At 48.1% G+C, this 24,521-nt stretch carries 25 protein-coding genes; 17 read left to right on the plus strand and 8 right to left on the minus strand.

Annotation, left to right across the window (positions count from 1 at the left end):
- Positions 1 to 19: 19 nt before the first annotated feature.
- Both ppsA and GGR41_RS03490 read left to right on the plus strand, forming a co-directional pair.
- The gene (gene ppsA, locus GGR41_RS03485; protein WP_167660650.1) at positions 20 to 2,383 is read left to right on the plus strand and encodes a phosphoenolpyruvate synthase; all 2,364 of its coding nucleotides are present in this window, start codon (positions 20 to 22) and stop codon (positions 2,381 to 2,383) included.
- A 130-nt stretch (positions 2,384 to 2,513) separates the two neighbouring features.
- Entirely contained in the window at positions 2,514 to 3,818 is a 1,305-nt protein-coding gene (locus GGR41_RS03490) for an NAD(P)/FAD-dependent oxidoreductase (RefSeq protein WP_167660651.1), read from the plus strand.
- Here the strand turns inward: GGR41_RS03490 and smpB are convergent, their stop codons facing one another.
- Positions 3,819 to 4,277 carry an SsrA-binding protein SmpB gene (gene smpB / locus GGR41_RS03495; protein ID WP_077733173.1) on the minus strand — a complete coding sequence of 153 codons (459 nt, stop codon included), beginning with the start codon at positions 4,275 to 4,277 and terminating at the stop codon, positions 3,819 to 3,821.
- Between the two features lie 56 nt (positions 4,278 to 4,333).
- On the opposite strand from smpB, the gene GGR41_RS03500 reads away from it, so the two are divergent.
- Together GGR41_RS03500 and GGR41_RS03505 are read left to right on the plus strand one after the other, a co-directional pair.
- A complete protein-coding gene (locus GGR41_RS03500) occupies positions 4,334 to 4,765 on the plus strand; it encodes a type II toxin-antitoxin system RatA family toxin (protein WP_077733172.1) in 432 nt (143 codons plus the stop codon).
- Between the two features lie 26 nt (positions 4,766 to 4,791).
- Positions 4,792 to 5,130 (plus strand): RnfH family protein, encoded by a 339-nt coding sequence (locus tag GGR41_RS03505; RefSeq protein ID WP_167660652.1) that lies wholly within the window; start codon positions 4,792 to 4,794, stop codon positions 5,128 to 5,130.
- Here GGR41_RS03505 and ygfZ read toward each other — a convergent pair whose 3' ends face one another.
- Positions 5,131 to 6,069, minus strand: coding sequence for a CAF17-like 4Fe-4S cluster assembly/insertion protein YgfZ (ygfZ, locus tag GGR41_RS03510; RefSeq protein WP_167660653.1), 939 nt, complete (start codon positions 6,067 to 6,069; stop codon positions 5,131 to 5,133).
- A 121-nt stretch (positions 6,070 to 6,190) separates the two neighbouring features.
- Between ygfZ and mltG the strand changes: the two genes are divergently transcribed.
- Genes mltG through GGR41_RS03535 form a run of 5 tightly spaced genes read left to right on the plus strand, consistent with a single transcriptional unit; the run spans position 6,191 to position 10,413 of the window.
- Positions 6,191 to 7,192, plus strand: a complete 1,002-nt coding sequence (gene mltG / locus GGR41_RS03515) for an endolytic transglycosylase MltG (RefSeq protein WP_167660654.1) — start codon at positions 6,191 to 6,193, stop codon at positions 7,190 to 7,192.
- Between the two features lie 4 nt (positions 7,193 to 7,196).
- Positions 7,197 to 7,820, plus strand: coding sequence for a dTMP kinase (gene tmk / locus GGR41_RS03520; RefSeq protein WP_167660655.1), 624 nt, complete (start codon positions 7,197 to 7,199; stop codon positions 7,818 to 7,820).
- A gap of 7 nt (positions 7,821 to 7,827) precedes the next feature.
- Positions 7,828 to 8,844 carry a DNA polymerase III subunit delta' gene (gene holB / locus GGR41_RS03525; RefSeq protein WP_167660656.1) on the plus strand — a complete coding sequence of 339 codons (1,017 nt, stop codon included), beginning with the start codon at positions 7,828 to 7,830 and terminating at the stop codon, positions 8,842 to 8,844.
- Between the two features lie 13 nt (positions 8,845 to 8,857).
- The gene (locus GGR41_RS03530) at positions 8,858 to 9,628 is read left to right on the plus strand and encodes a TatD family hydrolase (RefSeq protein ID WP_167660657.1); all 771 of its coding nucleotides are present in this window, start codon (positions 8,858 to 8,860) and stop codon (positions 9,626 to 9,628) included.
- Between the two features lie 11 nt (positions 9,629 to 9,639).
- The gene (locus GGR41_RS03535) at positions 9,640 to 10,413 is read left to right on the plus strand and encodes an ankyrin repeat domain-containing protein (protein WP_167660658.1); all 774 of its coding nucleotides are present in this window, start codon (positions 9,640 to 9,642) and stop codon (positions 10,411 to 10,413) included.
- A 58-nt stretch (positions 10,414 to 10,471) separates the two neighbouring features.
- On the opposite strand, the gene GGR41_RS03540 is transcribed toward GGR41_RS03535, so the two are convergent.
- From GGR41_RS03540 to ugpB, 4 genes are all read right to left on the minus strand, one after another.
- The gene (locus tag GGR41_RS03540; protein ID WP_077733166.1) at positions 10,472 to 11,557 is read right to left on the minus strand and encodes a sn-glycerol-3-phosphate import ATP-binding protein UgpC; all 1,086 of its coding nucleotides are present in this window, start codon (positions 11,555 to 11,557) and stop codon (positions 10,472 to 10,474) included.
- Positions 11,558 to 11,581: 24 nt separating this feature from the next.
- Positions 11,582 to 12,427 (minus strand): sn-glycerol-3-phosphate ABC transporter permease UgpE, encoded by an 846-nt coding sequence (gene ugpE / locus GGR41_RS03545; RefSeq protein ID WP_077733165.1) that lies wholly within the window; start codon positions 12,425 to 12,427, stop codon positions 11,582 to 11,584.
- Positions 12,428 to 12,435: 8 nt separating this feature from the next.
- A complete protein-coding gene (gene ugpA / locus GGR41_RS03550; protein ID WP_167660659.1) occupies positions 12,436 to 13,317 on the minus strand; it encodes a sn-glycerol-3-phosphate ABC transporter permease UgpA in 882 nt (293 codons plus the stop codon).
- Positions 13,318 to 13,456: 139 nt separating this feature from the next.
- The gene (gene ugpB / locus GGR41_RS03555) at positions 13,457 to 14,764 is read right to left on the minus strand and encodes a sn-glycerol-3-phosphate ABC transporter substrate-binding protein UgpB (protein ID WP_167660660.1); all 1,308 of its coding nucleotides are present in this window, start codon (positions 14,762 to 14,764) and stop codon (positions 13,457 to 13,459) included.
- Between the two features lie 170 nt (positions 14,765 to 14,934).
- Here ugpB and proC point away from each other — a divergent pair, with 170 nt between their 5' ends.
- The 6 genes from proC to GGR41_RS03585 all read left to right on the plus strand — a co-directional run bounded on the left by proC (position 14,935) and on the right by GGR41_RS03585 (position 20,133).
- Complete coding sequence (gene proC, locus GGR41_RS03560; protein WP_167660661.1) at positions 14,935 to 15,774, plus strand: pyrroline-5-carboxylate reductase; 840 nt, start codon at positions 14,935 to 14,937, stop codon at positions 15,772 to 15,774.
- An 11-nt stretch (positions 15,775 to 15,785) separates the two neighbouring features.
- Complete coding sequence (locus GGR41_RS03565) at positions 15,786 to 16,334, plus strand: queuosine precursor transporter (protein ID WP_167660662.1); 549 nt, start codon at positions 15,786 to 15,788, stop codon at positions 16,332 to 16,334.
- A 182-nt stretch (positions 16,335 to 16,516) separates the two neighbouring features.
- Positions 16,517 to 17,443: an ABC transporter permease subunit gene (locus GGR41_RS03570; RefSeq protein ID WP_077733162.1), complete on the plus strand. Its 927-nt coding sequence runs from the start codon at positions 16,517 to 16,519 to the stop codon at positions 17,441 to 17,443.
- Complete coding sequence (livM, locus tag GGR41_RS03575; protein WP_167660663.1) at positions 17,443 to 18,663, plus strand: high-affinity branched-chain amino acid ABC transporter permease LivM; 1,221 nt, start codon at positions 17,443 to 17,445, stop codon at positions 18,661 to 18,663. The genes GGR41_RS03570 and livM overlap by 1 nt, the downstream gene beginning before the upstream one ends.
- Positions 18,664 to 19,431 carry a high-affinity branched-chain amino acid ABC transporter ATP-binding protein LivG gene (gene livG / locus GGR41_RS03580; protein WP_167660664.1) on the plus strand — a complete coding sequence of 256 codons (768 nt, stop codon included), beginning with the start codon at positions 18,664 to 18,666 and terminating at the stop codon, positions 19,429 to 19,431.
- The gene (locus GGR41_RS03585; RefSeq protein ID WP_149026068.1) at positions 19,432 to 20,133 is read left to right on the plus strand and encodes an ABC transporter ATP-binding protein; all 702 of its coding nucleotides are present in this window, start codon (positions 19,432 to 19,434) and stop codon (positions 20,131 to 20,133) included. It begins immediately after the preceding gene.
- Positions 20,134 to 20,170: 37 nt separating this feature from the next.
- Here GGR41_RS03585 and GGR41_RS03590 read toward each other — a convergent pair whose 3' ends face one another.
- Together GGR41_RS03590 and GGR41_RS03595 are read right to left on the minus strand one after the other, a co-directional pair.
- Positions 20,171 to 20,782 (minus strand): glutathione S-transferase family protein, encoded by a 612-nt coding sequence (locus GGR41_RS03590; protein WP_167660665.1) that lies wholly within the window; start codon positions 20,780 to 20,782, stop codon positions 20,171 to 20,173.
- Positions 20,779 to 22,674: a S9 family peptidase gene (locus tag GGR41_RS03595; RefSeq protein WP_167660666.1), complete on the minus strand. Its 1,896-nt coding sequence runs from the start codon at positions 22,672 to 22,674 to the stop codon at positions 20,779 to 20,781. The genes GGR41_RS03590 and GGR41_RS03595 overlap by 4 nt, the downstream gene beginning before the upstream one ends.
- 114 nt (positions 22,675 to 22,788) lie before the next feature.
- Between GGR41_RS03595 and GGR41_RS03600 the strand changes: the two genes are divergently transcribed.
- Complete coding sequence (locus tag GGR41_RS03600) at positions 22,789 to 23,745, plus strand: D-2-hydroxyacid dehydrogenase (protein WP_167660667.1); 957 nt, start codon at positions 22,789 to 22,791, stop codon at positions 23,743 to 23,745.
- Positions 23,742 to 24,518, plus strand: coding sequence for an SDR family oxidoreductase (locus tag GGR41_RS03605; RefSeq protein ID WP_167660668.1), 777 nt, complete (start codon positions 23,742 to 23,744; stop codon positions 24,516 to 24,518). Before GGR41_RS03600 ends, GGR41_RS03605 begins: the two co-directional genes overlap by 4 nt.
- Positions 24,519 to 24,521 lie beyond the last annotated feature (3 nt).

A 24,521-nucleotide genomic window follows, 5' to 3' on the forward strand; every position in this document is an offset into this window, starting at 1 on the left:
CTTTTTGAAGGTGACTTTTATGTCTTACGTATTACCCTTTGAGACGTTGCGCATGAGCGACGTTGAAACGGTTGGTGGAAAAAACGCGTCCCTCGGTGAAATGATTAGCCAGCTTGCCAATGCAGGCGTGCGTGTGCCTGGTGGTTTTGCAACCACTGCCGAGGCTTTTCGTGAGTTTCTTAAAGCAGATGGCCTTGATAAACGCATTGAAGCCCGTTTAACCACCTTTGATCCCGACGATGTACGTGCTTTAGCCGAAGCTGGCGCACAAATTCGTCAGTGGATTATCGATACCCCTTTCCCTCCTGCGCTCGAACAGCAAATTCGCGATGCGTTTGCGGCTTTAGATGCTGACGGTAAAGGTTCTTTTGCTGTGCGTTCTTCCGCTACTGCCGAAGATTTGCCCGATGCCTCGTTTGCGGGTCAACAGGAAAGCTACCTTAACGTAGTGGGTATTGATGACGTATTACAAAAAATTCACCTTGTATTTGCTTCGTTGTACAACGATCGTGCAATCTCTTATCGTGTTCACAAAGGCTTTGAGCACGCTGAGGTCGCAATTTCTGCTGGTGTGCAACGCATGGTACGTTCCGATAAAGGCAGTTCTGGCGTCATGTTCACCATCGACACCGAGTCTGGTTTTAAAGACGTAGTGTTTATTACCTCTGCCTACGGCTTAGGGGAAACCGTGGTACAGGGTGCGGTTAACCCAGACGAGTTTTATGTTTTCAAACCGACACTAGCGGCTGGTCACGATGCCATCATTAGCCGTCGCATTGGTTCAAAACTCTTGCGCATGGAGTTCGATGAAAAGCGCGAAAGCGGCGAGGCCGTTCGCACTGTCGACGTTCCCGTGTCCGAGCGCAATCGTTACTCTCTGTCTGATGACGAGGTCAACGAGCTAGCGCGCTATGCCATGATCATCGAAGAGCATTACCAGCGTCCCATGGATATTGAATGGGGTCGCGACGGTATTGATGGCAAGATTTATATTCTTCAAGCTCGCCCTGAAACCGTTAAGTCTCAATTGGGTAATAACGACGTCCAAGAGCGCTACAAGCTCAAAGCCACTGGCGATGTGCTTGTTACAGGCCGTGCTATCGGTCAAAAAATTGGTTCAGGTAAAGTGCGCTTGGTCGGTGATGCGAGCGAGATGCATCATGTTCAAGCCGGCGATGTGTTGGTCACAGACATGACGGATCCCAACTGGGAACCCGTCATGAAGCTAGCTTCGGCAATTGTGACGAACCGTGGTGGCCGTACATGTCACGCCGCAATTATTGCGCGCGAGCTAGGCATTCCCGCTGTGGTAGGGTGCGCCAATGCCACCGATCTCCTAAAAGAAGGCCAAGAGGTCACCGTGTCGTGTGCTGAAGGCGACGAGGGGCGTATTTACGACGGTTTACTCGAGACAGAGGTCGAAGAGGTCAGCTGGGGTGAAATGCCAGAGATCGGCATGAAAGTCATGATGAACGTCGGTAACCCCCAATTGGCTTTTGACTTTGCTCAAATTCCAAACCATGGGGTTGGCCTAGCGCGTCTTGAATTCATTATTAATAACAATATTGCTATCCACCCTAAAGCTGTTTTAGATTACCCCAATGTGGATGCTGATTTGAAAAAGGCTGTCGAGTCAGCCGCACGCGGTTATGCTAGCCCACGCGCATTCTTTGTAGAAAAATTGGCCGAAGGCGTAGCCACTTTAGCGGCAGCGTTTTACCCCAAGCCCGTCATCGTGCGTATGTCCGACTTTAAATCGAACGAATACCGTAAATTAGTCGGTGGCTCTCGCTACGAGCCCGAGGAAGAGAACCCGATGTTGGGTTTCCGTGGCGCAGCGCGTTACGTGTCGGACGACTTCCAAGAATGTTTCCGCATGGAATGTGAAGCCTTACGCAAAGTGCGTGACGAAATGGGCTTAACCAACGTAGAAATTATGATTCCATTTGTGCGTACTCTCACACAAGCAGAAAAAGTGGTGAATTTACTTGCGCAAAACGGTTTAGAACGTGGCAAAAACGGTCTACGCTTAATCATGATGTGTGAAGTACCTTCGAATGCAATCTTGGCTGACGAGTTCCTAAACTACTTTGATGGTTTCTCGATTGGTTCTAATGACATGACTCAACTTACCTTGGGTCTAGATCGTGACTCTGGTATGGAACTTCTCGCTGACGACTTCGACGAGCGCGATGCGGCGGTGAAATTTATGTTGAGTCGTGCTATTCAAGCGTGTCGCAAAGCAGGCAAGTACGTAGGTATTTGCGGTCAAGGGCCTAGCGATCATCCTGACCTAGCTGAATGGTTACGTGATGAAGGTATTGCATCCTTATCGCTAAACCCTGATACGGTTGTGGATACTTGGCAGCGTCTTGCTAAGTAATTTGCACATTTAATCATAAAATGCCACTTCTTGCGAAGTGGCATTTTTTTCCCTATACAACTTTAGTCAAATTATGTTGCGATGCAGCAAGCTAACGGTTATTGTGTGGATTCATTGAAGAGGGAACGGTATGGAATCAATCACTCCCATTGTTATTGTTGGTGGTGGCGCAGGAGGTCTAGAGCTAGCTGCAAAGTTAGGACGAAAACATGGCGCCCAACATGTTTATTTAATAGACAAAGAAACCGATCACATTTGGAAACCTTCTTTGCATGAAGTGGCCGCCGGTACACTAGACATTCACCGTGAGGGGTTGTCGTATTTTATGCTAGCGCGGGATTGCAACTTCACCTTTATATTGGGTGCATTAACGGGCTTAGACCAAGCCAAACAATGCATTCATATTGCGCCTGCTTATAACGAGGCAGGACAACAGTTATTTCCAGCACGTGACATTCACTACGGCACACTGGTGGTGGCAGTGGGTAGCAAGTCTAATTTTTTTAATACAGCAGGTGCCGAGCAACATGCGATTACGCTGGATGCGACGGCTCAAGCTGAAAACTTTAGGCTTAAGCTCTTGCATGCCTTAACACAAACTGTGTTTAGCGGCTCCGCAGACACCGCACCCAAACCCTTGCACATTACTATTGTTGGGGGCGGAGCCACTGGTGTGGAACTGGCTGCAGAGTTGACCGAGGCCGTCACCAGTTTTCATTTTTATGGTGCTAATACGCTTACCCCCGAGCGCCAGCTAGCGATTACATTATTAGAGGGCGCAGATCGAATTTTGGCAGCATTGCCTCCGGAGCTATCGGCACGTGCCACCCAGCTTTTAGAAAGCCGAGGTATTCAAGTATGTACGGGGGTCCGTGTCACTGAAGTACAACACGATCAACTCTTGGACGCCACAGGGCAGCGTTATGCTTCGGATCTCTGTGTCTGGGCGGCTGGAATTCAAGCGCCTGCGTTTTTGTCTACGTTAGGCTTAGAAACGAATCGTATTAATCAGTTAGTAGTCAACGAACGATTAGAAACCGCTAATCCGACTATTTATGCGATTGGCGACTGTGCTCAAGCCCCATGGGTGGGATCAGATGGCTATCTACCTGCCCGAGCACAAGTAGCGCATCAGCAGGCCAGTTACCTTTACAAGGTATTAACAGCTCGTCTCAGAGGGCAAAGTTATCCGGCGGGGTTTAAATACAAAGACTACGGCTCGCTCGTATCCGTAGGCCACACTAAAGGGGTAGGCAGTTTGATGGGGGTGTTGTCGGGCAAGAGCTGGTTCGTAGAGGGGTTGATAGCGCGAACCATGTATATGAGCTTGCACCTAATGCACCATGCCGCCGTAATGGGGGTGATGCGTACGTTTAGCATTGTGCTGGGGCGGTTATTATTGAAGCGTTCCGCCCCGCGCATTAAGCTGCATTAATTAATCACGACGACGTGTGTCGTGTTTGAGCCAACGTTCCTGTTCTCGTTGCCAGTCACGTTCACGCGTTGTGTCTCGTTTGTCGTGTTGCTTTTTCCCTTTACCTAAGCCTATGTCCATTTTTATGCGACCACGGCTGTAATGTAAATTTAAAGGAACGAGCGTGTAGCCGCGCTGTTCGACACGCCCGATGAGTTTGTTAATCTCTTCGGATTTCAATAAGAGTTTACGGGTGCGTGTAGTATCAGGCACAATGTGGGTAGATGCATTGGCTAATGGACTAATGTGCATACCAATGACCCAAATTTCGCCATCGCGGATCACAATGTAACTTTCAGCCAGTTGAACATGGCCGCTTCGTATAGCTTTGACTTCCCAGCCTTGTAGTACCAAGCCGGCTTCGTAGCGCTCTTCAATAAAATACTCGTGCCGTGCTTTGCGATTCTCAACAATACTCATGAATTTCTAACCTATTTTAGGTAAAATCGATCTATTTTACTCACTAACCCAAATCGATGCATACTGTTAAACGATCCGTATTAGTTCCTTTTTCTGCTTCTCAAATGTTTGATCTGGTGGCCGATGTAGCCCGTTATCCAGAGTTCATGCCTTGGTGTGGCGGCGCACAAGTACATGATCATAATGAACACGGTATGAAAGCCTCAGTCACCATTAGCATTGCTGGAATCAAGCAAAGCTTTACCACACAAAATACCCATCAGTATCCCGAGCATATTCAATTGCTATTAATCGATGGTCCATTTTCAGACCTTAAAGGCGACTGGTATTTTAAGCCCTTGGGTGAAGACGGCTGTAAAGTAGAGTTCATTATGGAGTACGCTTTTTCAAGTCGTGCCCTAGAGATGGTCGTAGGTCCCATTTTTAATCGTGTGGCCAATAGCTTTATTGATTCGTTTACGCGTCGCGCTCACGACCTCTACGACTAACTCTCTTTTACATCACACAACACTCTATGATAACAATTGAAATTGTGTTTGCGGCAAAAAATACACTTTGGCAGCACACCTTGTCTGTTCCTGCTCATTCTACTGCCCAAGATGCCTTACAAAGCAGTGGTTTGTATGATGCCCATCCCGAGGCCATAGGTCTCGCTATGGGGCTATTTGGCGAGTTATGTCAGCCACAAACCGAGCTACGTAATGGCGAGCGGCTTGAAGTCTATCGCGATCTCGTTTTTGACCCGATGGAGTCGCGACGCCGTCGTGCCGCGCATCGTAGTCAAACCCAAAGTCAAAGCAAAACTCGCCGCAAACCCAGTATTGCAGCGAGTATGATTTTAAATCGGGGCTAATTAATACTTGGCTATTTCCCAGCGGTAGGGCAGTGTGCCCAGTTCCAGTGCTATCGGCTCATCATTCACCACCACATAGAGCGCCTGCTCGTCGATATTTTCAATCAGCACTTCTATTAAGGCCACATGGCGTGCCTGTGCGGCGTCATAGGCGTGATTCACAATGCGGCCTAATGGGCGATCTGGTGCTGCCGTAGTAAAGATGTCTTGGCCCGATGCAAGCGGTAATGCCTTGGATTGCGATGTCCAAACTAATGCAGAACGACGACGTGCAGTGGTACGGTAATGCAAACGCGCTACGACTTCTTGACCAGGAAAACAGCCCTTTTTAAAGCTGACCCCGCCCACAATATCTAAGTTAATGTCCTGGGGCAAAAAGCATTCATAATTGCTTTCATCAACCCAGGCTAACCCGGCGTAGAGATCAGCCGCTGCCCAAGCAGCTGGACTGGCAGTGGCTGATAGAGAAGATGCGGCGCTGTAATCAACGAGCCAAGCGCGAGCGGGTTGCTCTGTGGCAGCGTTGGGGGCGCCTATTAATGTGTAGCCATTATGCAGCTGGACAGGAAAGCGGGTTTGGGGCAACGCGAATGTCGTAGTAGGGGCATGAGTGAGACCATACACACGCGCATCACACAGAGTGATTTTAGCTTTGGCTCGTAATAAAAATAAAGAAAGACGTTTGCGCAGGGTCTCGGCAATAGAGGCATGCACCAACATATAGCGTGCTGTTATGTCTTGCGGGTCAGGCCATACAATAAGCGTAGCTTGTAAACGGCCTTTAGCTTGGCAAAAACCTGCTAGTACCGCTTCATCCGCGTGTAGTTCATCAACAGTATTGGTTAATTGCGATTGCAAAAAAGTGATGGCGTCATCACCCGTTATGTGCAACAGCGCTAAGTCATCAAGAGGGGCTAGCGAATCAGAACGAAAAGTCATAGTAAAAATACAGTAAAAAGGTATAACAAGTATTACTTAGGATTGTATATATAATAGCTGTCTTGATTTGATTTGAAAGCTATTCCACCTGTAAAAACAGGGTAAACGAGGTTGGTTAGGCATGAAAAGAAAAGCGTTAGGTCTATTGGTTTTACTGATGCTGGTCAGCGCTGCTGCCGGTTATGGCGTGTGGTGGTGGGTAATGCAACGTGCAGTGCCCATGCAGGCTGAGCGGATTGATTACATTATTGAAGCAGGTTCAGGGCCTAAAGCCATTGCACGGCAAATGCGCGAGGCAGGGATTAGCTTGGATGAAAATCAGTTTGTTTGGTTGGCTCGTCTGACGGAAAAAGACAAACAATTACAGGCTGGAGCCTACGAGGCAGTGCGTGGCGATACCCTTTGGGCCTTACTCGAGCGTATGGCACAAGGCGATATGCTCCAAACCCGAGTTACCTTAATCGAAGGGTGGGACTACAAGCGAATTCGTACCGTGCTTAGCGAAAATTCGCACGTAAAACAGACCTTGACCGAGCTAAGTGATGCCGAATTGCTTGCGCAGCTTGGTGCCAATGCGACTCATCCCGAAGGCTTGTTTTACCCCGATACCTATGTGTTTGTGCCAGGCACGACAGATTACGATATTTTGCGTCGCGCCTATCAAGCTCAGACGGATTTACTGGAAAAAATGTGGGCTGAGCGGGCTCCCGACTTACCGCTTAAAACGCCTTACGAGGCCTTAATATTAGCTTCTATCGTAGAAAAGGAAACCGGGCATAGTGCAGATCGAGAGCGAGTCGCTGGTGTGTTCATTAACCGCTTACGCCGTGGCATGCTGCTACAAACCGATCCTACAGTCATTTACGGTATGGGTGACGCTTACGAAGGACGAATCCGTAAGCGTGATCTGCAAACCGATACCCCTTGGAACACCTATACACGTACCGGCTTGCCTCCTACTCCTATCGCCACACCTAGCAAAGCCGCATTGCAGGCGACCTTACATCCTGAACAACATCATTTTTTGTATTTTGTGTCTCGAGGTGATGGCACCAGTGAATTTTCGCGTAATTTGACCGAGCACAACCGAGCTGTACGTAAATACATTTTAAATAAAAGTTAATTTTATGCATCCTACATCACAACGCGGTCTGTTTCTCACTCTGGAAGGGGTTGACGGGGCCGGTAAAAGCACCCATATCCCTTTCATAACGCGCTATTTGGAACGTAAAGGTATCACAGTGGTTGTGACGCGCGAGCCAGGGGGAACACCGCTCGGAGAAAAGCTACGTGATATGCTTTTATATACACCAATGAGCCTAAAAACCGAAGCGTTATTAATGTTTGCAGCGCGTAATGAACATATTGAACAAGTCATAGAGCCTGCATTGGCTGCAGGGAATTGGGTGCTGTGTGATCGTTTTACGGATGCAAGCTTTGCCTATCAAGGGGGCGGACGCCAATTGGGCGCTCAGCCCATTGAACAGCTTGAACAATGGACCCACCCTCATTTGCAGCCTGACCATACCTGGCTCTTTGATTTAGACTTGCGTTTGGCTCAGGAACGCTTGCGTCGTACACGCGATATGGACCGTTTTGAAACTGAAGAGGAAGACTTTTTTATACGCACACAGCAGTTCTATCATTTACGAGCCCAACGTTTTCCACAGCGTTTTAAACTGATTGATAGCAGTCAATCTATTGATGTGATTGAACAGCAGTTAGCCCAACAGATGGATACGTTCATTTAGGAAAAGCATGTCTCCTTTAGAGTATTACCCTTGGCAATTGGCTACCGCCCAGCAATGGCTGCAGGATACGCAGCGCTTTGCCCACGCGTGGCTATTGCATGGCACACCCGGTATCGGTAAGGTTCAGTTTGCCAAAGCAGGGGCTGCTGCTTTATTGTGCGAGCAACCGCATGCCGGACAGGCCTGCGGCCAATGTACCTCGTGCCAATGGGTACGTTCGGGCAACCACCCTGATCTACGTTGGATCCGTCCCGAAACCTACCAGCTCGACGAAGACCCCGAATCCATCAGCACCAAAAGCCCATCTAAACACATTCGTATTGAACAGTTGCGTACCTTATCCGACTGGTTTCATACTGCAACCCACCGAGGAGGGTTTAGGGTAGCGGTTTTGTACCCCGCTGAAAGCCTCAACCATGTCTCGGCAAATGCCTTACTAAAAATACTTGAAGAGCCCATGGCTAACACCGTGTTTTTACTGGTTAGCCACAATTACCAAGCCTTATTACCCACGATTATCTCGCGTTGTAGACGACTGCCGCTTCTGTCGCCTAGTACTGACCAAGGGTTAGCCTGGTTAAGCACTCAACAGCTTGAACAGCCCGAAAATTGGCTGGCAGCAGCAGGGGGGGCGCCGGTGGCCGCTTGGCAGTTGTCTCGCGCCCAAGAGCAGCCGTATCCTCTTTGGTTAGGTCAGTTGGCCGAGCGATTGGCTCAAGGCCAGCCTAAGGCCATTATTGCCTTAGCCGATCAACTTGAAAAGGAACCGACGGCGCGCTGGCTAGATACCTTGCAGCGTTTTTATGTGGATTTACAGTTTTGTGCCCAAAAATTAGCGCCGCGTTATTATCCCGGTCTAACTCAGGCCTATGCACAACTAAGTCCTCACCTGACTTTAGCTGTCATTCAACAACAATGGAAATGGCTTGCTGCACAAAAAAAGCAAGCCGAGCACCCATTAAACGCTAAACTATTAATACACACTGCTTTAGAGCGTATTGCTCAGCATCGCTTTAGCTCTTAGTTGCTTATTTATTATGTATATAGATTCTCATTGTCATCTCGACTTTCCTGATTTGGCAGCAAACATTGATTCGGTTCTTGCTTCCATGCATCAGCACCAAGTAGACAAGGCGTTGGTGGTAAGCGTGTGTCTAGAGGACTGGCCTGGCTTAATTCAATTGGTCGAGGCACATGATGCCTTGTACGCCTCCGTAGGCGTGCATCCCGGATACGACACGGTTCCCGAGCCCACCTTTGATGATTTATTCGAGCGTGCTCGCCATCCTAAAGTTATTGCTATTGGTGAAACCGGTTTGGATTATTTTCGCCTCGAAGAGCCCTTAGACTGGCAACGTCGCCGTTTTGCCTTGCACCTTGAGGTCAGTAAACAAAGCGGTCTACCCAGTATCATCCATACACGCAACGCCTATGCCGACACACTGGCCATCATGCGCGAAGCCGACTCCACTGTGGGTGGCGTAATGCATTGCTTTAGCGAGGACTGGGACGCCGCCAAGCAGGCCTTAGATTTGGGGTTTTATATTTCTCTTTCTGGTATTGTGACCTTTAAAAGTGCACACCAAGTGCATGAGGTCGCGCAAAAGGTGCCGTTAGATCGATTATTAATAGAAACCGACTCGCCTTACTTAGCCCCTGTGCCGTACCGAGGTAAAACCAATCAACCTGCTTGGGTGGTTCATGTGGCCGAGCGTATTGCCCAGCTCAAGGGCCTATCGGCCGCGCAGGTGGCTCAAGCCAGCACGCACAACTTTTATCAGTTATTCACCAAGACTCACACGCTATAAAGGATTACACAATGCGCATTTCCTCATGGGTTATTGCTTTAGGTTTAAGCGTCGGGTTAGTCAATACCAGCTACGCCGTAGATGATGCTTTTTGGCTAGATGTGGAAAATAACCGCGCTAAGGCGGTATTAAATTATTTGGCTCAAGGTATAAACCCAAATAGTAAAAGTCGTGAAGAGTTACCCGCTGTGATGTGGGCCATCCAGAACCAATCTTGGTCTGTGTATGATTTACTTATCGCCCACCGTCAATTTGATCCTAATGTCATCAATGCCAACAATGAAACGCCCTTAATGTATTTGGCCATATTAGGTGAAGACCAACGCATTGAGCAACTCATTGCTAAAGGGGCCCAGGTGCAACGCTTAGGCTGGACGCCTCTACACTATGCGGCGTCTAAAGGGCATGTCAGCACGGCACAGTTATTACTTAAACACGGCGCATTGGTGAATGCGCCTGCTCCAGATGGCTCTACCGCATTAATGATGGCCGCGCGCTCTGGAAGCCGCCCCATGGTGGATCTGCTTTTACAAAAAGGGGCTGACCCCACTGTACGTAGCCTAAATCAATTGACAGCAGCCGATTGGGCTGAGGCCAATCAGAACACACGCTTAGCAGAGCAGTTACGAGAGCTTGAACAACGTTATGATCACAGCCGCCCCAATAGTATTCGGTTGACTGATGAAGCATCGACTTCTACGCCTCGTGCTTCCATCCCTGCTACGCCTGAACCCAGTGTAGACACAGGTACCTCAAAGTATTTTGACTTAAAGCGATTTGATTAGCTCGCTTAAGACAAAAAAACGATCGCTTTATCAGCGATCGTTTTTTTATGGACAACCGTTACACATCAATGCGTTTGGTGGTTTCCGCGTCAAACCAATGCAAGCGGTATTCCTCGTTTAAGCCTACCTGAATGGATTCCCCCACCTCGATGGGGTTGGCTTTGCTGGTTTCGGTAGAGGTGCGAATCACCACCCCATGTTCACCATTACGCCCATGAATTAATTGCTCTGAACCCAAAATTTCGATCATCTCCACCTCGATAGTTAAACCGTCTTGGTGCAGTAGAGCATGCTCGGGTCGTAACCCCATGATAACGTTTTTACCGTATAACGCGGGATGCACAAGATGCTTTGGAATAAACAGTGCCATATCGCGATCGTTATACACGGTACCGTCTTGACTGACGCGTACAGGAATTAAGTTCATTGGGGGCGAACCGATAAAACTGGCCACAAAGGTAGAGGCTGGTTTTTCAAACACTTCCATGGGGGTGCCAATTTGTTCCGCAACCCCCTTGTTCATCACAATCATGCGTTGGGCCAGCGTCATGGCCTCGACTTGGTCATGAGTGACATACAGGCTAGTGGTTTTTAAACGTTGGTGTAGGCGCTGAATTTCCAGACGCATCTGTACCCGAAGCTTGGCGTCTAAGTTAGAGAGGGGCTCGTCAAATAAGAACACCTTGGGTTCACGTACAATAGCACGGCCCATGGCAACGCGTTGACGTTGACCACCGGATAACTGACGCGGACGTCGGTCTAATAACTGCGATAGTTCAAGAATTTGTGCTGCGACATTAACGCGTTCACGAATTTCTTCTTTGCTAAATTTACGAATCTTTAATCCGTAGGCCATGTTGTCGTAAACCGTCATGTGCGGATACAACGCATAGTTTTGAAACACCATCGCAATGTCGCGCTCAGCGGGCTCGAGTTGATTGACGACTTTGTCATCAATGGCGATTGTCCCACCGGTAATGCTTTCTAAGCCTGCGACCATACGCATCAACGTGGATTTACCACAACCCGAAGGGCCTACAATCACTACAAACTCGCCGTCTTGGACTTCCATGTCGATGCCATGGATGACCTCAATGTTGCCGGGATAGACTTTGGTGACATTATTTAATGTAAGAGTTGCCATAATTATTAAATCCTGAGTCGTGGCTTATTTTTCTGAGTCCACTAAACCTTTTACAAACCATTTTTGCATCAACATGACCACTAGAGCAGGTGGAATCATAGCGAGCATAGCAGTAGCCATCACGATATTCCATTCGGTGACGCTATCACCGCCTGAGATCAGACGCTTAATACCGATCACGATGGGGTACATGTTTTCGTTGGTGGTGATAATTAAAGGCCAAAGGTATTGGTTCCAACCGTAAATAAATTGAATAACGAACAAGGCGGCAATACTGGTTTTTGATAAAGGCAACAACACGTCTTTAAAAAAGCGCATCGGGCCTGCCCCATCAATACGCGCCGCTTCAACAAGCTCATCAGGGATGGTCAAAAAGAATTGTCTAAACAAAAAAGTGGCTGTGGCTGAGGCAATCAGTGGCAACGTTAAGCCAGCATAGCTGTTCAACATGCCCAAGTCAGACACGACTTTGAAAGTAGGCGCAATTCGTACCTCGACCGGCAGCATCAGGGTGACAAAAATCATCCAGAAAAACAGCATGCGTAAAGGAAAGCGAAAATAAACCACCGCAAAAGCGGAAATCATGGAAATGGCGATTTTACCGATAGCAATCACTAGCGCCATAACGGTACTGACCCACAGCATCCGTAACACGGGTGGCGCACTCGTGCCAGGCGCACCAAATAAGGCTTGGTGGTAGTTTTCAAAAAAATGACTGCCTGGCAGTAACGACATGGGGGCTTGCGCGACCTCGGCTGCCGTCTGAGTGGAGGCAACAAAAGTCAAATAGAGCGGAAAAGCAATGACCGCTACGCCAAGCAATAAAATAAAGTGACTAAAAAAGTCTAAGAGAGGACGACGTTCAATCATTACAAGACCTAGTAGTTAACGCGGCGATCAATAAAGCGGAACTGAACCACAGTGAGCGCAATAACGATAAGCATAAGAATTACCGATTGAGCTGCCGAGGCACCAAGATCTAAGCCTCTAAACCCTACGCTATAGACTTTATAGACCAGAATGGATGTGCTTTCACCTGGACCCCCTTGCGTCATAATATCGATAATAGCGAAGGTGTCGAAAAACGCGTAAATGACGTTGACCACAAGTAGGAAAAACGTGGTGGGGGATAAAAGCGGAAATACAATTGACCAAAAGCGACGCATGGGGCCTGCGCCATCAATGGCCGCGGCCTCAATTAATGAGCGCGGTATCGCCTGTAGTCCAGCCAAGAAAAACAAAAAGTTGTACGAAATTTGTTTCCAAACAGCTGCCATGACCACTAACAGCATGGCGTCGTTGCCATCTAAGCGAGGGTTCCATTTAACACCCATCTCAAACAGAAAGACAGCAATGATTCCCACCGAAGGGGAGAACATAAATAACCACAGCACACCTGCTACGGCAGCGGCGACAGCATAAGGCCAAATCAGCATGGTCTTATAGAAATTTGCGCCTCGGATGACTCGGTTAGCTAGCACGGCTAATAACAGCGAAATAGCTAAACCAGCAACAGCGACCAATAACGAAAACTGGGCTGTAATTTTAAATGATTCCAGATATGCGCTTTGCGCAAAAAGCTCTTTAAAGTTGTCTAAACCAACAAAAGCAGAGCTAAGACCAAAAGGGTCTTCTAAGTGAAACGATTGCCATAGTGCTTGGCCGGCGGGCAGAAAGAAAAAAATTACCGTAATGGCAAGTTGTGGTGCCAGCAACAGATAAGGCAGCGTTTTATGGTTAAAAACGACACGCTTTTCCATAAGATTACATATAAGAAGCGGGTGGGATCAGCCACACGACAATAAGAGAAAAAATAAAGACCGGAATAGGAGTAAAGCCCTATTCCGGCATAAATTGTAGACGAAATTCGTCAATAGGACTGCTTTTTATATTAACGTATTATTTAACGCTTTTCTCAAAACGCTCGAGCAGTTCATTGCCACGCTGAACCATGGTTTTTAAACCTTGCTCTGGGCTGACTTGACCAGAGAAGATTTTCTCCATTTCACCGTCTTCAATATCACGAATTTGCGGTAGGTAACCTAAGCGCACACCGCGTGAGTTTTCTGTAGTCAACGCATCAAGCTGTTTAACGGCGACGTCTGCGCCTACGTTTTCATCGTAGTAGCCGGCTTCTTTGGTTAAACGGTAGCCATCCGTGGTGACGGGTACATAGCCTGTGGCTTGGTGCCAAGCTGCGGCCTGCTCTGGGCTAGATAGGAAATGGAAGAAATCAGTGATCCCTTTATAGGTCTCATCGGATTTGTTAGCAAACACCCAAAGTGAAGCACCGCCAATAATGGAGTTTTGCGGCGCATCAGGGAGGGTGTTGTAGTAGGGCAGCGTGCTGGTGCCAAACTCAAACTTGCCTGTTTTAATAATATTGGCACGGTTACCACTGGAGCCGGTAAACATTCCACAATTACCGCTAGTAAAAAGCGCATTGGACGTATCACCACGGCCACCGTAAGTAAACGTTCCTTCTTTGGACATGTTCGTTAAGAACGTTAAGTGCTCGATAAATTGAGGTTTATCGGTCTCTAGACGGGCATTCAAACCGCCAAAGCCGTTGTCTTCACTGGCAAAAGGCAGGTTGTGCCAGGCGGCAAAGTTTTCGAGCAAAATCCAGGAAGGCCAGGAGGTGGTGTAACCGCACTCGTAGCCGGCATCACGAATTTTTTTGGCAGCGGTTGCGACCTCGTCCCATGTTTTGGGTGGGTTTTCTGGGTCAAGGCCTGCTTTTTTGAAAGCGTCCTTGTTGTAGTACAAAACAGGAGTGGAGCTGTTAAATGGCATGGAAATAAGTTTGCCATCAGACGATGAGTAGTAGCCTGCTACAGCGCCAATAAAGTTTTTTGGGTCTAGGGGCTTGCCAACTTTTTCAGACATTTCCTGCACAGGTTGAATCGCGCCTTTGGCGTTCATCATGGTGGCGGTGCCGACTTCAAAAACCTGCAAAATATCGGGGGCGTTACCCGCACGGAATGCAGCAATACCGGCATTCATGGATTCACCGTAATTGCCTTTGTAGCTGGGCTTGATGACGTAGTCAGACTGACTTTTGTTAAACTTTTCGGTTAGTTCATTGACGCGATCCCCAAGTGCTCCTTCCATGGAGTGCCAGAACTGGATCTCAGTGGCAGCATGAGCCGAACCCATCATGGCAATTGCAGTTGCCAAAGACAAAGTAAATGTCGTAGTACGCATTAGCGCTCTCCTGTAGAGTGTATGAAAGTAATAAACGGTCATTTAGATAACGAATCTAAGCATATGACTTGTTTATTACAATGGCGTGACTGTACCCACTAATCGGTTGTTTGGTCAATATAAAATAACCCACACACGACAACCTTTATTTCTCGGATTACAATAGAAAAATGATTAATGAAAAGCATACATTAACTTTCGCCTTTATTGGTGGTGGCAATATGGCTTCGGCTTTATCTGCTGGTTTAATTGGTAAGCGATGTGCCGCGAGCGATGTCTTAGTCATTGATCCAGTCGAGACGGTGCGTCAACGCTGGCAAGACTTGGGTACGCAAACGGCTGCAACGGTTACTGAACAACTGGCTCAGCAGCGCATCTGGATCGTAGCGGTCAAACCGCAACACATGAAAGAGGTGCTGTTGCAGTGTCAACCGTATGTAAAAGACGATACGTTAATTATCAGTGTGGCTGCAGGTATTGCAGCACAGAACATTGCCCAATGGCTAGCACAGCATGGTAAACCCCATCAGCGTGTTATTCGTGCAATGCCCAACACACCTGCTTTTATCGGATGTGGCGCTACAGGCTTAATGGCATTAGCAGCGGTCGAACCCAATGACAAGCTCATTGCAGAAACTGTATTTAAAACAGTGGGTGAGTTTGTGTGGGTAGACAACGACCAAGCTATCGATGCGGTAACCGCTTTGTCTGGCAGTGGCCCTGCGTATGTGTTTTTATTTCTCGAGGCCTTAATTGCGGGCGCTGTGCATCAAGGGCTTAGCCCAGAGCAAGCACGCAAATTAGCCTTTGCTACACTAAGCGGTGCTACTGAACTGGCCGCACTCTCTCCATTGCCTTTAAGCCATCTGCGCGATAATGTGACCTCTAAAGGCGGAACGACTGCAGCAGCATTAGATGTATTTAATCAGAACGGCTTTTCTGAATTGGTTCAGAAAGCAATGGACGCAGCACAACACCGTGCTGCTGAATTAGCCCAAGAGTTCTCTTAATTTATTTACTTATGTCTATTTCTCGTTTTGACCCTATGCGCATAGGGCAGTTATGCACGGCTATTGGTGCCATGATTATTATTGTGGTGGCCTCAAATGTACTGGTGCAATACCCCATTAATAATTGGCTCACCTGGGGGGCGGTCAGCTATCCCATTGCCTTTTTGGTGGCCGATGTACTGAATCGTCGCTTTGGGCCACAATCAGCACGACGCGTCGCGTATTTCGGCTTTGTTGCAGCCTTACTGATTTCTGTTTTTGTGGCCACACCGCGTATTGCGTTGGCCTCTGGCAGTGCTTTTTTGGTGGCGCAGCTATGTGATATTTATCTTTTCGACCGTTTACGGCATCGCTCTTGGTGGCAAGCACCCCTTGTAGGGGGTATTGCCGGTGCAGTCGTTGATACCTTTATCTTTTTTAGTGTGGCATTTGCGGGTACTGACATGCCTTGGCAAACACTAATGCTAGGCGATTTGGCCGTTAAATTGTGTTTGAACACGTTTATGTTGGCACCATTTAGAGCCCTGATGTGGAATATCGCGCGGCCTTCCAATATGTAACCCTAGATCACATCGCTGCTCAAGCTCTAGGGCTATTACGTAGTGACAATTCTTGAAGACTGTTACAGAATACGCAATACTTAATTTTTAGGCTGTTGGCTCTTTACAAGATCAACAGCCCTTTGTTTATGGGCGATTAGGTGGCTTACCAAGCCACTTAGTTTGCTTTTTGGAATTTTATTATGGCCGATATTCTTCCGCAGCTTGTGCAGCAGCTATTTAATGGGCTGTCGTTAGGCGCTATTTATGCCTTGATAGCCATTGGTTACACGATGGTCTATGGCATCATCGGCATGATTAACTTTGCCCATGGCGAAATTTACATGATTGGCGCCTACACCGGACTCGTCACCTTATCAGCAATAGGGGTGGGTTCCGGTATACCGGTCATGCTGATCGTTCTCATTATGTTGATTGTGGCGGCGCTGGTTACCGCTGTGTATGGCTACGCCGTGGAAAAGGTGGCCTACGCGCCTTTGCGGGGCAGTCCACGGCTAGTGCCCTTAATTTCCGCCATTGGTATGTCCATTTTCTTGCAAAACTGGGTAGCGTTGGGTCAAGGCGCACGCGATATGGCCGTGCCCAATTTAGTCTCGGGTGCATTACAAATTCAATTGGGCGATGACTTTGTTTTTAATGCGCCGTATTCGCGCATTCTCATTATTGTGACTACGGTCATATTAATGACCCTACTTAGCCTCTATATTAAATATTCGCGTATGGGACGCGCTTCACGCGCTTGCTCCCAAGATCTCGGTATGGCTAATTTGCTGGGGATTGATACCAGCCGCATTATTTCTTTTACCTTTATTGTGGGGGCGATGCTGGCCGCAGTGGGCGGGGTGCTGATTGCGCTCGCCATTGGGAAACTCACGCCTTTTATTGGTTTTATTGCGGGCATCAAGGCCTTTACCGCAGCCGTATTGGGCGGTATTGGTAGCATTCCAGGCGCTATGCTGGGCGGGGTCATTCTTGGTTTGGCTGAAACCTTTGCGGCGGCCTATATCTCTTCGCAATACAAAGACATCGTGGCATTTGCATTGTTAGTTTTAATCTTGCTGTTCCGTCCTACGGGCTTGCTTGGTAAACCAGAAGTGGAAAAAGTCTAATGGCCAAACAATTCCAGAATGCTTTTTTTGCCGCCATATTGGCGGGTGTTATTATTGCGCCTATTTTTGGCTTTCAAATTCTTCGCGTGGGTGCGGAAACTACCCTAGCGTCAGACTGGCCCATGATCGGGTGGGGCATGGCAGTGGTCTTTGTGTTCCAGTTGCTGCGCCCGTACCTAACGCGCTGGCTGTCTGGGCGGCAAACCCGTCTTACCTTGCCCACGATAAACGATAAAACACGCCAAGCCGCCTTGTTATTAATTGTGGCGCTAGCTTTAGTGTGGCCATTTTTTGCCGGCCGCGCCGAAATTGACATTGCTACTCTTGTCCTCATTTATGTCATGTTAGGTCTGGGCTTAAATATTGTCGTGGGCTTTGCAGGGTTATTAGACCTGGGTTTTGTCGGCTTTTATGCTGTGGGCGCCTATACCTATGCGCTGCTTTACCACTGGGCAGGGTGGGGCTTCTGGTCGTCTTTACCCATGGCGGGGGCAATGGCCGCCTTGTTTGGTTATTTACTGGGCTTTCCTGTCCTACGCTTACGGGGCGACTACCTTGCCATTGTGACGCTAGGCTTTGGCGAAATCATTCGTTTGTTATTAATTAACTTGTACCCCATTACAGGGGGCCCAGATGGCATTGCGGGTATCCCTAAGCCCACCGTTTTTGGTTATGTGATGGCTCGTCGTGCGCCCGAGGGGGAAACCACCTTTCATGATCTGATGGGGTGGAAGTTTAATAACGTCGATGTCATTATTTATTTGTATATCTTGGCATTAATTTTGGCGTTGATTACCCTTTTTGTCTCTAATCGACTCGTTCGCATGCCCGTGGGGCGCGCTTGGGAGGCCTTGCGCGAGGATGAAATTGCATGTCGCTCGTTGGGTCTGAACCCCACCGGCATCAAGCTGTCAGCCTTTACTATTGGGGCCATGTTTGCCGGCTTTGGGGGCGCTTTTTTCGCAGCGCGTCAGGGTATTGTTAACCCTGAATCTTTTACATTTATTGAATCCGCCTTAATTTTAGCGGTAGTGGTTTTAGGTGGCATGGGTTCACAACTGGGTGTGATTCTTGCGGCCATTTTATTAACTGTCGTGCCCGAGATCGCACGCCAGTTTGCTGAGTACCGTATGCTGATTTTCGGTTTAGTCATGGTGGTAATGATGGCATGGCGACCCCAAGGCTTATTGCCTGTAAAGCGTCCTCATGTGGAGTTATAAATGAGTCAAACTTTATTAACCGTTACCGATCTCTGCATGCGTTTTGGGGGCCTACTGGCGGTAGACCACGTCAGTTTCGAGGTCAAGTCCGATCAAGTCTTTGCCATTATTGGTCCAAATGGTGCAGGTAAAACCACGGTATTTAACTGCATTGGTGGTTTTTACAAACCCACCGCTGGCCATATTCAACTGGGCGATACGCCCATCCATGCCTTACCCAGTCATAAAGTGGCGCAAATGGGGTTGGTGCGCACTTTTCAAAATGTGCGGTTGTTTAAAAACTTGACGGTGCTTGAAAATCTACTGGTGGCTCAGCATCAACGCTTAAATACCCGTCTGCTAGCGGGCTTGCTTAAAACACCCGCCTACCGTCGCGCCGAAGAAGAGGCCAGAGTCCAGGCCGCTTGGTGGTTGGATTACATGAATTTACGCCCTTATGCCAATCGCGAAGCAGGAAATTTGGCGTATGGGCATCAACGGCGTCTAGAGATTGCCCGCTGCATGATTACTCAGCCTCGTTTATTGCTCTTAGATGAACCCGCTGCAGGGTTAAACCCCCAAGAAAAACGCGATCTGCAGGTCTTAATTAATCAGCTGCGTAGCGAAAAAGGGGTGGCCGTTTTACTGATTGAACACGATATGAGTTTAGTTATGGGGATCTCTGATGAGATTCTGGTTATGGAGTACGGTAAACCCATCGCAGTAGGCAAACCCGCTGCTATTCAAAACGACCCTCGTGTGATTAAAGCTTATCTAGGAGAAGAGTAAGTGTTAGAGCTTAATGCGGTCAGTACATATTACGGTGCTATTCAAGCCCTAGATCAAGTCAGTGTGAAGGTCAATCAAGGTGAAATCGTTACGCTTATTGGTGCGAATGGGGCCGGTAAAACTACCCTGTTAATGACAGTATGCGGTTCACCCCGTGCTAGCTCCGGTTCTATTGTGTTCGAGGGCATCGATATTACGCAGCAACCTACTCACATGATTATGCGCAGTGGCATGGCCTTGTCACCCGAGGGGCGACGTGTGTTTCCCGACTTAACTGTGGCTGAGAACCTAAAGATGGGCGGTTTTTTCCTTAGTAAAACCGAAATCGAAGCAGGGGAGCAGCACGTATACGATCTGTTTCCCCGTTTAAAAGAGCGAGCGAGTCAGCGTGCAGGGACGATGTCTGGGGGCGAGCAGCAGATGTTGGCCATTGGGCGTGCGTTGATGACACGACCACGCTTGCTTTTACTTGATGAGCCAACGCTTGGTCTGGCACCGCTCATCATTAATCAAATCTTTGAAATTATTCAAACCATCCGCAGCGAGGGGGTAACGGTGTTTTTGGTCGAACAAAATGCAAACAAAGCGCTGCACATTGCAGACCGCGCCTATGTATTAGAGACCGGCAAGGTCGTTATGGAAGACACGGGCATCAACTTGCTCAGTAACGATGCGGTGCGCCAAGCCTACCTAGGGGCGTAGAAAAAATCCCAGCCTGAGGGTCTGGGATTTTTTTTACCTAAGCCAATGAAAGTCCTTCTTGGGTTAAGGCCGACTGTATCCCAGCATCAAGGCCGAGTTGTTCGTAGAAACGAACTAACTCGACATAGGGGCTAATATCTACCCCCACCAGACCAGCCCATCGTAAAGTGACCCACAAATACGCATCCGCCACAGAGCGTGTACCGGTTAAATAGTTTTTGCCTTGTAGCTGGGTATTTAACAGAGCAAAGTAGCGTTGTAGTTGTGTTTTGGCCCCAGCGATGAGCTCGTCTTTACAAGCTTCTGCTACATAGTTTTTCCAGCCAAATAGCAATCCAAACAAACGATGTACGTCCGAGTTCACTACGCCTAGCCAACGGCGTACCTCGGCACGTGAATGTAAATCGGACCCCACCAGGTTTGCTGCAGGGTATTTTTCACCTAAGTACTGCAAGATAGCTGTGCTTTGCGTCAGAATGAAATCGTCATCACGTAGCACCGGCACTGAACCGACGGGGTTTAGCGCTAAAAATGCCTCGGATTTAAGTGCTGTGCGTGCGATGGATTCTGATTCATACGGCTCACCAATCCATTCTAAGACGATATGTACTGCCAAAGAGCATGCGCCTTGTAGGTAATAGAGTTTCATTTGTGCGTCTTCCTTTTTGGGTTAGGTTGTAAGTGCTGGTCCAGAAACTGCTCCATGCGTTCGTAAAACTCAAATTTATTTTCTTCATTGTGAAAGCCGTGACCTTCATTGTCTTTCACCATGTATTCCACTTCGACCCCTCGAGCTTTAAGTGCATTGACCATTTGATCGCTTTCGGCTTTATTAACGCGAGGATCTTGAGCGCCCTGAGCAATAAATAAAGGTGTCTTAATATGCTGGGCATTTAGAGCAGGGGACGTGGCCTCTAGACGCGCTTTGTCGTGCTCGGGGTGCCCCACCATGGTGTACATTTTTTCTAGAAGGGGGCGCCAATAAGGAGGAATGGTATCCATAAAGGTCAGCAAGTTGGACACCCCAACGTAATCAATGGCAGCGGCATAGACATCGGGCGTCTTACATAAAGCCATGAGCGTGGCGTAGCCACCATAGCTGCCACCATAAATAGCGAGCTTGCTCGGGTCAGCAATACGCTGTTTTAGTAGCCAAGCTACCCCATCGCTGATATCGTCTTGCATGCTTAAGCCCCACTGACCAAAGCTGGCCTCCCAAAATTGGCGCCCATAACCGGTGGAGCCACGGAAGTTAATTTGCAATACGGCATAACCGCGGTTAGCTAAAAACTGCACCTCGGGGTTAAACCCCCAACTGTCGCGCGCCCAAGGGCCACCGTGCGGATTCACCACAACAGGCAAATCGCGAGCCTCAACACCAATGGGTAAGGTCAAATAGCCGTGTATTTCCAAACCATCACGCGCCATAAACCGAATGGGTTTCATGGGGGCCATGTGAGCGGGATTCAGATGTGGATTAATCTCGCCTAGGTGATAGAGACTTTGGGTATCATCGTTATAGATAAAACGATGGCCTTGAGTTCGATCACTATACGCAGCGACCACAAAGGTTTTTTCATCACGTGTGGCACTTTGCAAGCTAATTTCGTAACCAGGCAGCAATTGTTTAAGGCGCTCGTTACGAATAGCGCTAATCTCGTCAAAAAAATGATAGTGCAATTTATCGGCTTCGAAAAACGCTGCGGTAATGATGTGACGTAAACGTGAGTAGCCAGCCCCTAACAAATCATATTTTGTGTTTTCAAAAATAAGCTGTTCGTCATCGGGGTGATCAGGGTCAATCAGCACTAAGGCTGAGGTATCTCGACCTCGGTTGCTGAGGGCATAGAACTTGTGGTTATTTTTATCAAAAAACTGTGGACTGACATCTGTGCGAAAGTCTGTTTGGATGATAGGGGTAAAAGCTGAGTTTTCATCGGCCCTGTATAAAAGTACAGTATGTAGCCCGTCGCTCATAATTGCGAGCCGAACACGCCCGGCGTGATCAGTTTGCCAGCCCACAATATTGCCAGGGTTTTCAGCGACTTGGGTTTGTTCACCTGTGTGAATATTGACGCGATACACATCAAACGCCTCTGGGTTACGGGCGTTATGGGCAATTAATAAATGATCGGGATCATCTTCGAGGTCATCTTGAATGCCTGCACGAGCGCCATCAAAAGGTGTCAGGTCTTTAACGGCTCCGCTTTCTGCGTTGACTGCCAAGACGTGATAGTTCTCATCACCATGAAAGTCTTTGGCATACACCACAGTATGAGGGCCTTTCCAAAAAAAGCCGTCCACATCGCGCTCTGTTTCAAAGCTAATTTGTTTGGGTGTCCCGACAGGTTTGCCTTGCTCAACGGCCTGTACAAATACATTTAATCGAGTGCTTTGTTCAACTACCACAGGCTGTAAAAAGCCTAGCATAGACCCATCATCTGATAGCGCATAGGCACTACGTTGCGGGTTTTGGAAAAAATCTCTTAATTCGTACTGTGGGGCTGGGCTGTCTTGGGGTGCCGCCAAACTAAAATTCATATGGGTATCCTAAATACGTTACGATAGATAAAAATTGCACGGTGTAGAGCTTTATCATACACGTTGCTTAGTAAAAACTGCAGACGGGGAGGCCTTGGTTGCCCATTCACTCTCATGAAAATAGTATTTTTAGATAGACAAAGCTTAGCACCAACGGTGCAATTAAATAGGCCAAAAAAGGCACACGAATGGCACGAGTTTGATCAAACCAACGCATCCGATTTGCTTGCACGTTGTGCTCAGGCAGAGATCATTATTAGTAACAAAGTCCCCTTAGGTGCCGAGCTACTGCGTCAGTTACCGCAACTTAAATTAATTGCTATACCCGCGACGGGTTTTAATCATGTGGATGTTGCTGTATGCCAAGAGCTTGGTATCCAAGTAAGCAACGTGTCGAACTATGCTACAACCACCGTGCCTGAGCATTGCCTAGCGTTAATTTTTGCGCTCCAGCGACATGTCTTGGATTACCACCGTTCGGTTGCAGCAGGGCGTTGGCAACAAAGTAATCAGTTTTGTTATTTTGACTATCCGATCCGCGATTTAACAGGTTCTACTTTAGGCATTGTGGGGGCGGGCAGTATTGGGCAAGCACTGGCTACTAAAGCGCAAGCATTAGGGCTAAAGGTGATTTTCGCAGGCCGTAAAAACGGAACTACTCAACATCATCAGGTACCATTTACTGATTTTTTAGCCCAAAGCGATGTGATTAGTTTACATTGCCCCCTTAATGCGCAAACTCACCATTTATTGGGCGAGCCCGAGTTTGCTCTAATGCAAAAGCAGCCGTTAATTATCAATACAGCACGAGGGGGGTTGATCGACCCATTGGCATTGGCTCAAGCGTTGCAGCACCATCAAATTCGGGGGGCGGGAATAGACGTCTGTGAAACAGAACCGCCTGCCGCAGATCACCCTTATATGCGCTTAATGGGTCAACCGAATTTTATTATGACGCCCCATGTGGCTTGGGCGTCTTTTCAGGCCATGCAGCATGTGGCAGATGTCGTGATCAATATTATTAATGCCTATAGCGAGGGCATTGTACTCAATGAGGTAGTCAGCGCATGAGCTCGTTTGCACCCAATTTTTCATTAGCAGGGCAAATCGCCTTGATCACTGGATCCAGTCAAGGTTTAGGGTTTGCCATTGCCCAAGCCTATGCCGCCAGTGGGGCCACTGTTTTTATCAACGGACGCAGTGCAGACGCCGTCGCTACAGCCGTTCAATCTATTCGTCAGGCCGGCCACGCGGCTTATCCTTTTGTACAAGACATCAACGATCTTGATTCTTATACGCATAATCATAATATATTATGTAAAGTATATGGAGTACCTAGTATCCATGTCAACTGCGTAGGACAACGATTACGTAAAAGCTTTGCCGAATGTACACCAACAGAAATTACCCAACACATTCAAACGAATTTAACGACAACCGTTCAACTTTCACGACTTGCTGCAATGGCTATGCGGCAATCTCAGCAATCTGGACGCATTATCAGTTTGTCTTCTATAGCAGGGCGTATAGCACGCCCAGGTGACAGCATTTACCCCATTGCCAAACAAGGCATAGAAGGCATGGTACGTGCGTTGGCAGTGGAATTCGGAAGCGATGGGATTACAAGCAATGGTATTGCACCCGGTACCTTTGCAACGGAAACCAATCAAGCGCTCGCCGCTGACCCCATTAAAGGGCCACAAGTGCTAGGACGCAACCCAATCCAACGTTGGGCACAGCCACATGAAATCGCAGGCGCCGCCGTATTTTTAGCTTCTCCCTCTGCCTCGTACGTGAATGGGCATGTTATGGTGATAGATGGCGGTTTTTCAATTACATTTTAATAA

The organism is Paenalcaligenes hominis, assembly GCF_011927625.1.
GTDB lineage: Bacteria > Pseudomonadota > Gammaproteobacteria > Burkholderiales > Burkholderiaceae_B > Paenalcaligenes > Paenalcaligenes hominis.